General features: G+C 61.5%; 15 protein-coding genes. 4 read left to right on the forward strand and 11 right to left on the reverse strand.

Translation table 11 applies throughout. The features are described from left to right. Positions 1 to 33: 33 nt before the first annotated feature. The 11 genes from pqqE to PMI30_RS31950 form a co-directional block, all read right to left on the reverse strand. Positions 34 to 1,167, reverse strand: coding sequence for a pyrroloquinoline quinone biosynthesis protein PqqE (pqqE, locus tag PMI30_RS01500; RefSeq protein ID WP_008014858.1), 1,134 nt, complete (start codon positions 1,165 to 1,167; stop codon positions 34 to 36). Then, complete coding sequence (gene pqqC, locus PMI30_RS01495; protein WP_008014859.1) at positions 1,164 to 1,916, reverse strand: pyrroloquinoline-quinone synthase PqqC; 753 nt, start codon at positions 1,914 to 1,916, stop codon at positions 1,164 to 1,166. Before pqqC ends, pqqE begins: the two co-directional genes overlap by 4 nt. Positions 1,917 to 2,166: 250 nt before the next feature. Further along, entirely contained in the window at positions 2,167 to 3,081 is a 915-nt protein-coding gene (pqqB, locus tag PMI30_RS01490) for a pyrroloquinoline quinone biosynthesis protein PqqB (RefSeq protein ID WP_008014860.1), read from the reverse strand. A gap of 54 nt (positions 3,082 to 3,135) precedes the next feature. Continuing rightward, a complete protein-coding gene (gene pqqA, locus PMI30_RS31000; RefSeq protein WP_010455123.1) occupies positions 3,136 to 3,207 on the reverse strand; it encodes a pyrroloquinoline quinone precursor peptide PqqA in 72 nt (23 codons plus the stop codon). Positions 3,208 to 3,525: 318 nt separating this feature from the next. Beyond that, positions 3,526 to 5,046 carry an acetaldehyde dehydrogenase ExaC gene (exaC, locus tag PMI30_RS01485; RefSeq protein ID WP_008014861.1) on the reverse strand — a complete coding sequence of 507 codons (1,521 nt, stop codon included), beginning with the start codon at positions 5,044 to 5,046 and terminating at the stop codon, positions 3,526 to 3,528. Positions 5,047 to 5,339: 293 nt separating this feature from the next. After that, positions 5,340 to 7,115 (reverse strand): PQQ-dependent methanol/ethanol family dehydrogenase, encoded by a 1,776-nt coding sequence (locus PMI30_RS01480; protein WP_008014862.1) that lies wholly within the window; start codon positions 7,113 to 7,115, stop codon positions 5,340 to 5,342. A 274-nt stretch (positions 7,116 to 7,389) separates the two neighbouring features. Then, positions 7,390 to 8,328: a quinoprotein relay system zinc metallohydrolase 1 gene (locus PMI30_RS01475; RefSeq protein ID WP_008014864.1), complete on the reverse strand. Its 939-nt coding sequence runs from the start codon at positions 8,326 to 8,328 to the stop codon at positions 7,390 to 7,392. A 15-nt stretch (positions 8,329 to 8,343) separates the two neighbouring features. Continuing rightward, positions 8,344 to 9,093, reverse strand: coding sequence for a quinoprotein dehydrogenase-associated SoxYZ-like carrier (locus PMI30_RS01470; RefSeq protein ID WP_008014866.1), 750 nt, complete (start codon positions 9,091 to 9,093; stop codon positions 8,344 to 8,346). After that, entirely contained in the window at positions 9,093 to 9,968 is an 876-nt protein-coding gene (locus PMI30_RS01465) for a substrate-binding periplasmic protein (protein ID WP_008014868.1), read from the reverse strand. The genes PMI30_RS01470 and PMI30_RS01465 overlap by 1 nt, the downstream gene beginning before the upstream one ends. Before the next feature lie 3 nt (positions 9,969 to 9,971). After that, a complete protein-coding gene (pedF, locus tag PMI30_RS01460; protein ID WP_008014870.1) occupies positions 9,972 to 10,433 on the reverse strand; it encodes a cytochrome c-550 PedF in 462 nt (153 codons plus the stop codon). A 103-nt stretch (positions 10,434 to 10,536) separates the two neighbouring features. Beyond that, a complete protein-coding gene (locus tag PMI30_RS31950) occupies positions 10,537 to 10,665 on the reverse strand; it encodes a hypothetical protein (protein WP_007907038.1) in 129 nt (42 codons plus the stop codon). A 160-nt stretch (positions 10,666 to 10,825) separates the two neighbouring features. Between PMI30_RS31950 and PMI30_RS01455 the strand changes: the two genes are divergently transcribed. Genes PMI30_RS01455 through PMI30_RS01440 form a run of 4 tightly spaced genes read left to right on the forward strand, consistent with a single transcriptional unit; the run spans position 10,826 to position 14,537 of the window. Continuing rightward, on the forward strand, positions 10,826 to 12,010 hold the full coding sequence (locus PMI30_RS01455; RefSeq protein WP_008014872.1) for an ABC transporter substrate-binding protein: 1,185 nt from the start codon (positions 10,826 to 10,828) through the stop codon (positions 12,008 to 12,010). A 36-nt stretch (positions 12,011 to 12,046) separates the two neighbouring features. Then, positions 12,047 to 13,021 (forward strand): YVTN family beta-propeller repeat protein, encoded by a 975-nt coding sequence (locus tag PMI30_RS01450; protein ID WP_008014873.1) that lies wholly within the window; start codon positions 12,047 to 12,049, stop codon positions 13,019 to 13,021. After that, positions 13,018 to 13,749, forward strand: a complete 732-nt coding sequence (locus tag PMI30_RS01445; protein WP_008014874.1) for an ATP-binding cassette domain-containing protein — start codon at positions 13,018 to 13,020, stop codon at positions 13,747 to 13,749. The genes PMI30_RS01450 and PMI30_RS01445 overlap by 4 nt, the downstream gene beginning before the upstream one ends. Beyond that, on the forward strand, positions 13,746 to 14,537 hold the full coding sequence (locus PMI30_RS01440) for an ABC transporter permease (RefSeq protein ID WP_008014875.1): 792 nt from the start codon (positions 13,746 to 13,748) through the stop codon (positions 14,535 to 14,537). Before PMI30_RS01445 ends, PMI30_RS01440 begins: the two co-directional genes overlap by 4 nt. The last annotated feature ends 24 nt before the right edge of the window (positions 14,538 to 14,561 follow it).

Raw genomic sequence — 14,561 nt, forward strand, 5'->3', positions numbered from 1 at the left:
AAGCCCGCTCCCACAGGGATTTGCGTTTGCGATTCATCCACGATAAATCAGCCGCGAGGCTTTCTCGTTTCGCAAGATCAGGTGCTCCATGCCCTGCCCCGGCGCGTCGGCTTCGTCCCGGGCCTTGAGAATGACGCTGTGGTGCGCCGACTTGCTGCACACCGGGTCAGCGTTGCTGGCGTCTCCCGTGAGCATGAACGCCTGGCAGCGACAGCCGCCGAGGTCCTTGTGCTTTTCATCGCAGGAACGGCATGGCTCCTTCATCCAGTCATCGCCACGAAAACGGTTGAAGCCGAAGGAGTCGTTCCAGATGTGCGCGATGGTGTGCTCACGCACGTTGGGAAACTGCACCGGTAACTGGCGGGCGCTATGACAAGGCAACGCCGTGCCGTCCGGGGTGATGTCGAGAAACAGGTTGGCCCAGCCGTTCATGCAGGTCTTGGGGCGTTCTTCGTAGTAATCCGGGGTGACGAAAATCAGCTTGCACGGGTGGCCCTGCGCTTCAAGCCGCTGGCGGTATTCATTGGTGATGCGTTCGGCGCGCTGCAATTGTTCGCGGGTCGGCAACAGGCCGACGCGGTTGAGTTCGGCCCAACCGTAAAACTGACACGTCGCCAACTCGACGAAATCCGCCTCCAGCTCCAGGCAGAGGTCGATGATCTGCGCGATCTGATCGATGTTGTGCCGATGGGTGACGAAGTTCAGCACCATCGGATAGCCCTGGGCTTTCACCGCCCGGGCCATGGCCAGTTTCTGGGCGAAGGCCTTGCGCGAACCGGCGAGCATATTGTTGGCCGCTTCGTCGGCGGCCTGAAAGCTGATCTGGATGTGGTCCAGCCCGGCGACTTTGAAGTCGCGGACCTTCTGCTCCGTCAGGCCGATGCCTGAGGTGATCAGGTTGGTGTAGTAACCCATGTCCCGCGCGGCCTTGATCAACTCGGCGAGGTCTTGACGCACCAACGGCTCGCCCCCGGAAAAACCCAGTTGTGCAGCGCCCATCTCCCGCGCCTCGCGGAACACCCGAATCCATTCTTCTGTGCTCAACTCCTCACCCTGTTGGGCGAAGTCCAGCGGGTTGGAGCAATACGGGCATTGCAATGGGCAGCGATAGGTCAGCTCCGCCAGCAACCATAGCGGTGGGCCCGGTTGCTGTTCGATCAGGCTCACAAGGAGATCCCCCGGTGCCAGACCCGCTCGGTGGTGACGGTGTGATACGGCGGGCGATCCAGTTCATAGGCCATGCTCATCGCATCGAGCATGCTCCACAGCACATCGAGCTTGAACTGCAGAATCTCCAGCATCCGTTGCTGGCCTTCGACCGTGACGTAGTGCGCCAGGGTGATGCGCAAACCATGCTCGACATCGCGCCGCGCCTGGCTCAGACGCGTACGGAAATAGTCGTAGCCGGCCGGATCGATCCATGGGTAATGGGTGGGCCAGGCGTCGAGCCGGGACTGGTGGATTTGTGGCGCGAACAGTTCGGTCAGCGAGCTGCTGGCCGCTTCTTGCCAGCAAGCGCGACGGGCGAAATTGACATAAGCGTCCACGGCGAAACGCACGCCGGGCAGCACCCGTTCTTGCGAGAGGATCTGTTCGCGGTCCAGCCCCACGGCTTCGCCCAATCGTAGCCACGCTTCGATGCCGCCTTCACTGCCGGGGACGCCGTCATGGTCGAGAATCCGTTGCAGCCACTCCCGACGCACGTCGCGGTCCGGGCAATTGGCGAGGATGGCGGCATCCTTGAGCGGGATGTTCACCTGGTAATAGAAGCGATTGGCGACCCAGCCCTGGATCTGCTCGCGGGTGGCGCGCCCGGCGTACATGGCTTGGTGGAACGGGTGGTGGATGTGGTAACAGGCGCCTTTGGCGCGTAACGCCTGTTCGAATTCGGCAGGGGTCATGGGGGTGTCGGTCATTGCGGTTCTCCGGGGAATAACCGTTGGGTTCTACGGTGTCTGGTCTGGCCTCATCGCGAGCAGGCTCGCTCCCACAGGAGTCAGGGTCTTAGCCGATTTTCTGCACAAAGCAGGTCCATTGTGGGAGCGAGCCTGCTCGCGATGGGCATCCTGGCCTGGCGCCTTCGCGGGCAAGCCTCGCTCCTACAAGGGTTCTGCGGTGTGCACAAAGCCCTGTAGGAGCGAGGCTTGCCCGCGAAGAGGCCATCCGCTACAACTCAATACTCATGCCGTCATAAGCCACTTCAATCCCGAGCCGCTCCAGCAAGGCGCGCTCGGCCGAGTCTTCATCGAGGATCGGGTTGGTGTTGTTGATGTGGATCAGCACCTTGCGTTGGCGATTGAAGCCCTCCAGCACGTCGAGCATGCCGCCGGGACCGCTTTGCGGCAGGTGGCCCATTTCACTGCCCAGGCTCTGGCCGACTTCGCACACACGCATTTCATCGTCGCGCCACAGCGTGCCGTCCAGCAGCAGGCAGTCGGCGCGCTGCATCCAGCTCAATACTTCGGCGTCGACCTGCCCCAGCCCCGGTGCGTAGAAAACCGATGCACCGCTGCGCAGGTCTTCGATGAACAGGCCTATGGTGTCCCCCGGTTGCGGGTTGCCACGGTTGGGTGAATATGGCGGCGCGTTGCTGACCAATGGAATCGCACGAAATTGCAGGTGTGGGCAGGCAGCGATGCTGAACGGCTCGCGATCGAGTCCGATGGGTTGCCACTGCAAACCACCGTTCCAGTGTTTGAGCATAGTGAACAAGGGAAAACCGCTGCTCAGGTCTTGATGAACCCGCTCGGTGCACCAGACCGAATGCGGGCAGCCTTCACGCAGGCTCAACAAGCCGGTGCAATGGTCGATTTGACTGTCCAGCAGGACGACACCGCCGATCGCCGTGTCACGCAAGCGTCGAGCCGGTTGCATCGCCGGGAAGCTCTCGAGTTGCGCGCGAATATCCGGTGAAGCATTGCAGAGCACCCACTCCACACCGTCGTCGCTCAGGGCAATGGACGACTGCGTGCGACGTTGTGCGCGCAGGTTGCCGTTGCGCATTGCGGCGCATTGACGGCAGTTGCAGTTCCATTGCGGAAAACCACCGCCAGCGGCGGAACCGAGAACACGGATGTGCATGGGATGGCTCCAGAAGGCAGGCCCGGCCAACGCGACGGCTGACCGGGCGATCAATCAACGGTTGGCGAAATACATCGTCACTTCGAAGCCAATGCGCAGATCGGTAAACGCGGGTTTATTCCACATGGGTCAATCCTCTTCTTGTGCCGGACGATTCCGGTAAGACCATTAATGCACGGGGGATGAGATGACCGAATGCTACTTTCGAAGGAGGTTGTGGGGTGCGTTGGTAGGGGGTGTTGCGCAGATTCTGGAAACACACAAAACCAATGTGGGAGCGAGCCTGCTCGCGATGGCGGAATGTCAGTCAACATCAATATTGACTGTGACGACGCCTTCGCGGGCAAGCCTCGCTCCTACAGGTTATGTGTTGGTCGTGAAATTCACGCAACCCTGTAGGAGCGAGGCTTGCCCGCGAAGGCCATCACCCGATTCCGAGTCGAATCAGAAGAACCCCATCGGATTGATGTCGTAACTCACCAGCAGGTTTTTGGTCTGTTGGTAATGGTCGAGCATCATCTTGTGGTTCTCACGACCGACACCGGACTTCTTGTAGCCACCGAACGCGGCGTGGGCCGGGTACAGGTGGTAGCAGTTGGTCCAGACGCGCCCGGCCTTGATCGCCCGGCCCATGCGGTAGGCGCGGTTGATGTCGCGGGTCCACAGGCCGGCGCCGAGGCCGAACTCGCTGTCGTTGGCAATCGCCAGGGCTTCGGCTTCATCCTTGAAAGTGGTGATGCCCACCACCGGGCCGAAGATTTCTTCCTGGAACACGCGCATTTTGTTGTGGCCCTTGAGCAGGGTCGGCTGGATGTAATAGCCGCTCGACAAGTCGCCTTCAAGACGCTCGGCCGCGCCGCCGGTGAGCAGTTCGGCGCCCTCCTCCTGGGCGATTTTCAGGTACGAGAGGATTTTGTCATATTGCTGCTCGGACGCTTGGGCGCCGACCATGGTTTCGGTGTCCAGCGGGTTGCCGCGCTTGATCTTGACGATCTTCTTCATCACCTCGACCATGAACGGCTCGTAGATCGATTCCTGCACCAGCGCCCGGGACGGACAGGTGCAGACTTCGCCCTGGTTGAAGAACGCCAGCACCAGGCCTTCGGCGGCTTTCTCGATGAACTGCGGCTCGGCGTTCATGATGTCTTCGAAGAAAATGTTCGGCGACTTGCCGCCCAGTTCAACGGTGCTCGGAATGATGTTCTCGGCGGCGCAATGCATGATGTGCGCGCCTACCGGGGTGGAACCGGTGAAGGCGATCTTGGCGATGCGCTTGCTGGTGGCCAGCGCCTCACCGGCTTCGCGACCGAAACCCTGGACGATGTTCAGCACGCCTGCCGGCAGCAAGTCGGCGATCAGCTCGGCGAACACCATGATCGACAGCGGCGTTTGTTCGGCAGGTTTGAGCACGATGCAGTTGCCCGCCGCCAGGGCCGGGGCGAGTTTCCAGGCGGCCATCAGCAGCGGGAAGTTCCACGGGATGATCTGTCCGACCACGCCCAGCGGTTCGTGGAAATGATAGGCGGTGGTCAGTTCGTTGATCTCGGCGGCGCCGCCTTCCTGAGCGCGGATGCAACCGGCGAAATAACGGAAGTGGTCGGCAGCCAAAGGCACGTCGGCGTTGAGGGTTTCGCGCACGGCCTTGCCGTTGTCCCAGGTTTCGGTGACAGCGAGGATTTCCAGGTTCTGTTCGATGCGGTCGGCGATTTTCAGCAACACCCGCGAGCGATCCTGCGCCGAGGTTTTACCCCAGGCATCGGCGGCGGCATGGGCGGCGTCGAGGGCTTTTTCGATGTCGGCGGCGCTGGAGCGCGGGAACTCGGCGATCACTTCACCGGTGACCGGTGAGGTGTTGGTGAAGTACTCGCCGTTGACTGGGGCAACGAATTCGCCGCCGATGAAATTGCCGTAGCGCGGTTTGAAGGAAACGACGGCGCCGGGTGTTCCGGGTTGTGCGTAGATCATGGTGGGCCTCTGTCTGGGTCGATGCCTGTCAGGCCAACAGGCGATGAACCGATAGTAGAGAGCCCCGCCTGCCAGACGAATGCGCCGTTGGCAGGGGGATTCTCGTTATTTGGTAGTAGGTTCAGGTGATCCTTGTGGCGAGGGGGCTTGCCCCCGTTGGGTCGCGAAGCGGCCCCCAGCATTTTTCCAGACTCACCGAGTTGCCTGGATTTACGACTGCTGCGCAGCCGAACGGGGGCAAGCCCCCTCGCCACAAAAGCCCGCTCCCACAGGGTTATGTGGTGAATTTTGAGTTAATGCTTGGCTACGAGATCTTTAGGCAGCTTGAACGTCCAGAGCATGCCGCCCTGGTTGAAGTCCTTGACGCGCTTGGCCACTTCCCCGCCCCACAGCGGTACCGCGCCGCCCCAACCGGACAGCACCGAGACGTATTGTTCGCCGTCCATTTCCCAGGTGATGGGCGAGCCGAGCACGCCGGAGCCAGTCTGGAACTCCCAGACTTTCTCGCCAGTCTTGGCGTTGAACGCTTGCAGGAAACCTTCCGGCGTACCGGTGAACACCAGGTTGCCCTTGGTGGTCAGCACTCCGCCCCACAGCGGTGCGAAGTTCTTGTGGCGCCAGACTTCCTTGCCGGTTTTCGGGTCGATGGCGCGCAGCACGCCGATGTAGTCTTCGTTCAACGGTTTGATGGTGAAACCGGCACCGAGGAACGCCGCGCCTTTTTTGTAGGCGATGCCTTCGTTCCAGATGTCCATGCCCCACTCGTTGGACGGCACATAGAACAGGCCGGTGTCGCGGTTGTAGGCCATCGGCATCCAGTTTTTCGCCCCCAGGAACGCTGGCGCGACGAATACCGAACTGCCTTTGGCCTCGGAGCCCGGCGCCCCCGGACGGCTGGCTTCGTTGTAGATCGGCCGACCGTTTTTATCCAGGCCGCTGGCCCAGGTGATTTTGTCCACGAACGGGAAGCCACGGATGAATTTTCCGTTGGTGCGATCGAGCACGTAGAAGAAACCGTTGCGGTCCGCGGTGGCCGCGGCTTTGATTTCCTTGCCGCCTTCGTTGTAGTTGAACGACACCAGTTCGTTCACGCCGTCATAGTCCCAACCGTCGTGGGGCGTGCTCTGGAAGTGCCATTTGATCGTGCCGTCGTCCGGGTTCAGCGCCAGGCGCGAGGACGAGTAGAGGTTGTCGCCAGGACGCAGGTGCGAGTTCCACGGCGCCGGGTTGCCGGTACCGAACAGCAGCAGATTGGTTTCCGGGTCGTAGTAGCCGCCTAGCCAAGGCGCCGCGCCGCCGGTTTTCCACAGATCGCCCGGCCAGGTCTTGCCCGCTTCGCCGCCGGAGATGCCGTTTTCTACCGCTTTGCCGTCCTTGTAGACATAACCCATGTGGCCTTCGACGGTGGGACGAGTCCACAGCAGGTCGCCGTTTTTCGGATCGTAGGCTTCGATCTTGCCCACCACCCCGAACTCGCCACCGGCCACGCCGGTGATCAATTTACCGTTGATTACCAACGGCGCGGCGCTGATCGAATAGCCTTCCTTGTGGTCGGCAACTTTCTTGCTCCAGACGACTTTGCCAGTGTCCTTGTTCAGGGCCACGAGCTTGGCGTCGAGGGTGCCGAAAATCACCAGGTCGCCATACAGTGCGACACCACGGTTGATCACGTCGCAGCACGGACGGATGTCATCGGGCAGGCGCGCGTCGTATTGCCAGAGCTTCCTGCCGGTACGCGCATCCACCGCGAATACCCGCGAGTAGGAGCCGGTCATGTACATCACGCCGTCCTTGATCATCGGCTGCGCCTGCTGACCGCGCTGTTTTTCACCGCCGAACGAAAAGGCCCAGACCGGTCGCAGATCCTTCACGTTGTCGACATTGAGGGTGTCCAGCGGGCTGTAGCGCTGACCCTGGACGCCCAGGCCGTTGGTGACGACCTGCTCCGGGTTCTTCGGGTCCTGGAGGATGTCTTGATCGGAGACTGCGGCCAATGCCTGGCCAGACAGCAGCATGGCACTGAGCAGCACGCTCAAGACGAAGGGTTGGCGACGTGCGGGTTGGGTCATGACGGCTACCTCTGCGGTTTTTGTTATACCCGGGAAATTTTCCCGGTCTGGTGCAGATTCTTGGGCGCCGCCGCCCTTGCAACAATTGCCCGCAGTGCGGAGATTGCTAGTTCCTTAGTACCGGGTCGGATTATACGAACACCGGATAGGTTGATCGACACCAGTCCCCTGTGGGAGCGAGCCTGCTCGCGATGAGGCCCTCACATTCAGCATTGATGTCGGCTGATACACCGCCATCGCGAGCAGGCTCGCTCCCACAGGGGTTTTGTGTTGCTCACTTGTTTGCGGCGGAATCCACCCGCCTCATCTGCCCCCGCTCGTAACGCGGGTACAAATGGCTGACGCTGCGAATCAGCTCATAACGGCTCAGGCTGATCCCGGCGAAACGCTCGGGGATGGGGCTGCGGATCATCTCGGCCATGTCGCTGCCATTGGCCGCGCCGTCGCGCATCAGTTGATCGAGCCAAGTGAGATAGTCGCGCATCTGCTCGAACGGTTTTGTATCCGTGGCCACCGGCCCATGGCCGGGGACGATCAGCGTCCACGGCAAATCCTGCAGGGTCGCGAGGTCCGCCAGCCACACCGACAACCCCGGGCTGTTGGGCGTGGTCAGGGCGCGTTGATAAAACACCAGGTCCCCGGCAAACAACACGCCGGTTTTCTGGTCGAGAATAGCCAGATCCGCGCCGGTGTGCCCACCCAGACTCAGTAGGCGCAAATCGTGGTTCCCAAAACTGTGCACGCCAGGCGTCAGCAACTGCGTCGGCAACACCACTTCGGTGCCGCGCATCCAGTCGCCCACCAGCCGATACATGTTCTCAGCCATGGCATCACCCTGTTGCCGCAACAGCTCGGTGGTACCGGCCAAGGCGCCAATCGGCACGTCGGCGAAAGCCTGATTGCCCAACACATGATCAGGATGGTGATGGGTCAGCAGTACCTGAATCACCGGTTTATCGGTGGTCGCCGCAATCGCGTTGCGCAGGGCTTCGCCATAGCGTTTCGACGGCCCGGTGTCGATGACCACCACACCCTGCTCGGTAACGATGAACGCGGTATTGACGATGTTGCCGCCGTTGCTCTTGGCGAAATTGTCGGTGCTGCCTTCCAGCAGCCAGGTGTCTTCGGCGATCTGCCGAGGCTTGAGTGTGTAATCGGGATCGGCCAGGGCCGGCAGGCTCAGACTGATAAACAACAGCAGCATCCAGCGCATCACACGCTCCTTGGGTCAGGGTATGGCCGCATCGAATTGATTGCCGCTGTTGTCGCGCAACACCAGGCGCGTCTGCCCTGCACCTTCGATGTCGAAGGCCAGATTGGGGTTTTCGCTGACCGCCGGGAACAACTGCAGACGCGCCAGCAATTGATCGTTTTGATCGCGCAGCTCGGCCTGGTTGATGAAAAATTCCGGAATGCCGCTGACCATGCCGTTGTCCATCGGATGCGCCACCTGCAAACGCACACGACTGAATGAACCACGGGGATAACGGCCACCCAGCACTTCGCCGATGTGTTCTTCCCAACCTGGCTGAGTGCGCACCACGCTTGGCGCCGTGCATCCGCCGCCTGCCGCATCGATCAGGGTCGAGCCGACATGCCACAGCCCGTCGCGGGTCAGTACCGCAGCACGCAACGGCGTGGCTTGTTCAACGCGGATGCGGATCGACAGCCACGGCAGCACACCGGTCAAGGGTTCGAAGTCGACGATTTTCGGCAGCGGATTGAGTTCGGCCCAGGCGAGGATTCGCACCACTTCGCCCTTGAACGCCCGGGCATCGATTTCCAGCGGCACTTGCCGAGCGTCTTCGGCAAATGGCGGCGCGAGCAACTTGACCCGCTCGTCGAACACGAACGGTGCGTCGCCGAGCATCTGCTTGTGATAGAACCCCCACATCACCGACGGCACCGGATCGACCTCAACCGCCTGCGCGGCCAATGGCAACCAGCAGGCCAACAGACAACTCGCGCGCCAGTTCACTATTGATACATCTCGGGCACGTCATACCGCAGGCCGTAACGGGCATAAATGGCTTTCACCGAGCCCTCGCGAATCAACGCTTCCAGCGCCTCTTCCACGGCGTAGGCCAGTTGCCGGTTGCTTTCATGCACCGCCATGCCGATCTCCCAAAGCTGTTTGCCCATGTTCGGGTAGGCGTTTTCCGCCAGCGCCACTTGCGGGTCGGCGGCCTGATGGACTTGCCAGTCGATCTCGCCGCGCATGGCCATTACCGCGTCGACTTCACCAGCCTTCATCGCGGCAAACGCCTGGGGCACGCCTGGGTAATGGTGGGTCTTGGCGGCGAGCATGCCGTTGAACACCGAGGTCAGGTAAAACGACGGCACGCTGTCGACTTCGACGCCGATCGGGTGCTGCTGGAATACCGCGACACTGGCCACCGAGTCCAGACGACGACGGTCGTAAGCGACTTGCCATTGTTCGGTCTGGTACGGCCCGAACATCACCACATGGCCGTTTTCCAGTTCACCCAGTTCATTGCGTTTCTGGGAGTAATCGCGATCGTAGGGCACGCGCATCATCAGGTCGGCCAGTTGCTGATTGTGCAACTGGCTAGCACGCCAGATGTAATCGCGCAGGTCGTCGTCGAGCTTCTCCCCGGCGGGTGCCCAGATCAGTTTCAGGCGTACCCCCATGGCCTTGGCCAGGGCCTGTGCAAGTTCGACATCGACCCCGCGAGCCTCGCCAGCGTCTTCAAAGCTGTAGGGCGCGAAGTCCTTGTACACCGCGACTTTCAGCTCGGCGGCGGCGATCATTTCGTCATAGGTACGGACCTGCGCCTGCGTTGCCTGGCAACACAGCCACACAGCACTGATCAACACCGCGAGCAAACGCATGGGTCACTCCTCGACGCGCACGCTGTCCAGGTAGGTGCGTACCGCCCACAAGGCTTCCTGGCTCAGGTAGTCAGCCATTTTCGGCATGTACACCCGGCCGTCACGCACGGCGCCATGGCGCACGCGTTCGACGAACCATTCATCACCGGCCTCGCCGGCGTCGAGCATGCGCAAGTCGGGAGCGATGCCGCCGGACTTGGCTTCCAGGCCATGACAGGCCGCACAGTTCTGGTTGTAGGCCGAAGAGCCGATTTGCACGGCTTTATCGCGCTCCGGGGAGGAGCGGTAAGGGTTCGCCGCCGCCCAACCATCGGCATCGACCTGCACACCGGCATCCTTGATCGGGGTCAGTCCCTGGGTTTCGACGGCTTGGGGTACCACGTTGCCGTGGGCCCAGACGGAACCTGCGTTGATGAAACCGGCCAGCAGTCCGGCAACGAGCAAGGCGTTGCGTTTTGTTGTCATTGTTCTGCCCTCAAGATTGCACGCAAAACCTCTTTGAAGAGGCTATGGCACCCATCTTAGGAACGGCTTTGCGCCAACCCCATGCTGCTTTGGTGGCCGCGGCCTACTCCCTTGGTAGTAGGGCTTGTGGCGCAGGCCCAACCAATACGGGTCGGGCGCCGTGAAGCTTGTCGACGCCGATCAGGGTCAGGATCAGCAAAAACGGCAGGAGCAGTGCCTTGAGAATACGCATGGTCAATCTCCCCCCTTGAGTGATGGCCGTTGCAGCCCATGCTAAAACCGCGCCGCCCGGGGTGAGTTACTACCTTGGTACTGGCCCATCGGTACTTTCTGCATATTTCCCCGCCCGTCCAGGGTTCCTATGCTGACGCTACCTGTGATGGAGTGCCTTTATGCGCCAGCTCGCCCCTTACGCCTTGATCTACCTGTTGGCGATAGCCTGCGCCGCCGGGGTTGCGACCCAGGTACAGGCGGCTGATGCACCGCTGCAAGTGCAGATCGGCTACCTCGGTTATCGCCCCGACCTCGGGCCGTTACTGTCGAACGTCATCCCCGAACCGACCGATGCCGGCCTGCGCGGCGCCGAACTGGCGATCACCGACAGCAACAGTACCGGGCGCTTTCTCAATCACAGCTACAGTCTGGTCAGCGTCAGCGTCGACAGTCCGGATGCGCTGATCGAAGCGGCCAAGGCCCAATACGAACAAGGCCTGCGCCTGTTTGTGGTGAATGCACCGGCGGAAACACTGCGCCGTCTCAGCGCCGTGCTACCCGACAGTTTGCTGTTCAATGCCGGCAGCCCGGATGACAGCCTGCGCAGCACCGACTGCCTGCCGAACGTGCTGCACAGCCTGCCAAGCCGCGCGATGCTGGCCGATGCGTTGGCGCAATTTCTGGTGCTGCGCAAATGGCAACGGGCACTGCTGATCGTCGGCCCGACCGCGGACGATCAAGCCTATGCCGCCGCCCTGCGCCGGGCGGCCAAACGCTTCGGCCTGCAACTGGTGGCGGAGAAAGCCTGGAGCTTCGATAACGATCAGCGCCGCAGCGCCCAGGCCGACATGCCGCTGTTCACCCAGACCGCCGAGTACGACGTGGTGCTGGTGGCGGATGAACGCGGCGACTTCGGCGAGTACGTGCCCTACCAGACCTGGTATCCACGGCCGGTCGCTGGCACCCAGGGCCTGACGCCGGTGGGCTGGCACAAAACCGTGGAAACCTACGGCGCCGCGCAGTTGCAAAAGCGCTTCGAAGCCCTGGCCGGGCGCTGGATGAATGACCGGGATTTCGCCGCGTGGATTGCCGTACGCAGCATCGCCAGTGCGGTGGGCAAACTGCGTCAGGCCGATGCCATGGCGATTCGTACGCTTGAAGTCAGCGATCAATTGCCATTGGACGGTTTCAAGGGTCGCAAGCTCAGTTATCGGTCGTGGAACGGTCAGTTGCGCCAGCCGATCCCCATCGTGCAACCCCGGGCGCTGGTCAGCACCTCGCCGCAAGACGGCTTCCTGCACCCCGTCAATGAAATGGACAGCCTGGGTTACGACAAAGCCGAGGTCCGCTGCCGCTTTCTCTGATCCTTTTTTCACGACAACAACAATAAGGAATCTGCCATGCGCCGCACCCTGCTTTCCTGTGCCCTGCTTTCCTGGGCTCTGCTGCTCGCCGCCGGGCACGCCGCTGCCAGCACCGCCTGGGTTTCGAACGAAAAGGACAACAGCCTGAGCCTGATCGACATGCAGACCCTGCAAGTCACCGACACCCTGCCCGTCGGCCAGCGCCCGCGTGGCCTGTTGCTGTCCCACGACAATACGCTGCTGTACATCTGCGCCAGCGATTCGGACCGGGTCCAGGTGATGGACGTCGCCACGCGCAAGATCATCAAGGAACTGCCCTCGGGCAAAGACCCCGAGCAATTCGCCCTGCACCCCAACAATCGCTGGTTGTACGTCTCCAACGAGGACGATGCGCTGGTGACGGTGATCGACACCGAAACCTCCAAGGTGCTGGGGCAGATCAACGTTGGCGTCGAGCCCGAAGGCATGGCCGTCAGCCCCGACGGCAAGTGGGCGGTGAACACCAGTGAAACCACCAACATGCTGCACTGGATCGACACCAGCACCCAGACCCTAACCGACAACACCCTGGTCGATCAGCGGCCGCGTTTCGTCGAATTCAATCCCGATGGCTCGCAGCTCTGGGCCTCGGCGGAAATCGGCGGCACGGTGACGATTCTCGACGTCGCCAGCCGCAAGGTCCTCAAGACCCTGACCTTCCAGATCAAAGGCGTGCACCCAGACAAAGTCCAACCGGTGGGGATCAAACTCAGCGCCGACGGCAAGTACGGTTTCGTCGCCCTCGGCCCGGCCAACCATGTGGCGGTGATCGACGCCAAGACCTTCGAGATCGTTGATTACCTGTTGGTGGGCCGACGGGTCTGGCAGATGTCGTTCACCCCGGATCAACGCCAATTGCTGGCCACCAATGGCGTCAGCGGCGACGTATCGGTGATCGATGTCGACAGCCTCAAGGTCACTAAATCGGTGAAAGTCGGGCGCTATCCGTGGGGCGTGGTGGTGACGCCATGAACGCCCTTGAAGTCAGCGACCTGAGTTTCGCTTACGGCCAGCGGGAGGCCTTGCGTCAGGTGAGTTTCAATCTGGCAGCGGGGCGTTTTGCCGCGCTGTTGGGACCGAACGGCGCGGGCAAGTCGACGCTGATTGCGCTGCTCACCCGCCTCTATGATCTGCAGCGCGGTGATATTCGGGTCGGCGGCTGCTCCTTGCGCACCTCGGTACGTCCAGCGTTGAAACAATTGGGTGTGGTGTTTCAGCAAAGCACCCTGGATCTGGACCTCAGCGTTGAGCAAAACCTGCGTTATCACGCCGCGTTGCATGGTTTGTCCCGGCGCCAGACTGGCCTTCGGGTCGATGCCGAACTGGCGCGCCAGGCCCTGACCGAGCGCCGTCGCGAACGGGTACGCGAGCTCAATGGCGGCCATCGCCGCCGGGTGGAAATTGCCCGCGCGTTGCTGCATGAGCCAAGCCTGTTGCTGCTCGACGAAGCGAGCGTCGGCCTTGATCCAGCCAGCCGACTGGCGCTCAACCAACACATCCGCAGCCTGTGCCGCGAGCACAACATCAGCGTGCTCTGGACCACCCATTTGCTGGATGAAGTGCAGCCCAGGGACGACTTGCTGATCCTGCACCAAGGGCGGTTGGTGGCCAGCGGACAGGCTGAGGCGTTGAGCCTGGAACATGGCGGCGACCTGGGTTCGGCCTTCACTCGACTGACGACTTCAGGAGCCGCCCAATGAACGCCTACTGGCAATGTTTCAGCGGTATCGTACTGCGCGAATGGCTGCGCTTTGTGTTACAGCGCACGCGGTTTCTCAGCGCGCTGGTGCGGCCGTTGCTGTGGCTGCTGGTGTTCGCTGCCGGTTTCCGCGCGGCACTCGGCATCGCCATCATCGAGCCCTACGACACTTACATTCCCTACGAGGTTTACATCATCCCGGGCCTGGCCTGCATGATCCTGTTGTTCAACGGCATGCAAGGTTCGCTGTCGATGGTCTACGACCGGGAGATGGGCAGCATGCGCGTGCTGCTGACCAGCCCCCTGCCCCGGACCTTCCTGCTGTGCAGCAAATTGCTGGCGACGTCGCTGATTTCGCTGTTGCAGGTGTACGCCTTTCTGGCGATTGCCTGGCTGTACGGTGTACAACCGCCGGCCATGGGTTTGTTGCTGGCCTTGCCGGCATTGCTGCAGGTGGCGTTGATGCTCAGTGCGCTGGGGCTGTTGCTGTCCAACGCCATCCGCCAACTGGAGAACTTTGCCGGGGTGATGAACTTCGTGATCTTCCCGCTGTTTTTCCTGTCGTCGGCACTGTATCCGCTGTGGAAAATGCGCGAGTCCAGCGAGTGGTTGTATTGGCTGTGCGCCTTGAACCCCTTTACTCATGCGGTGGAACTGGTGCGGTTTGCTCTGTATGAACGCTTCAACCCGATGGCGCTGGCGGTATGTACGGGGCTGACACTGATATTCACCCTGCTCGCCGTACTCACCTTCAACCCGCAGCATGCGGCCCTGCGCAAAACCAACTGACAACACAATTCCCCCTGTGGGAGC

The organism is Pseudomonas sp. GM50 (assembly GCF_000282375.1).
Lineage (GTDB): Bacteria > Pseudomonadota > Gammaproteobacteria > Pseudomonadales > Pseudomonadaceae > Aquipseudomonas.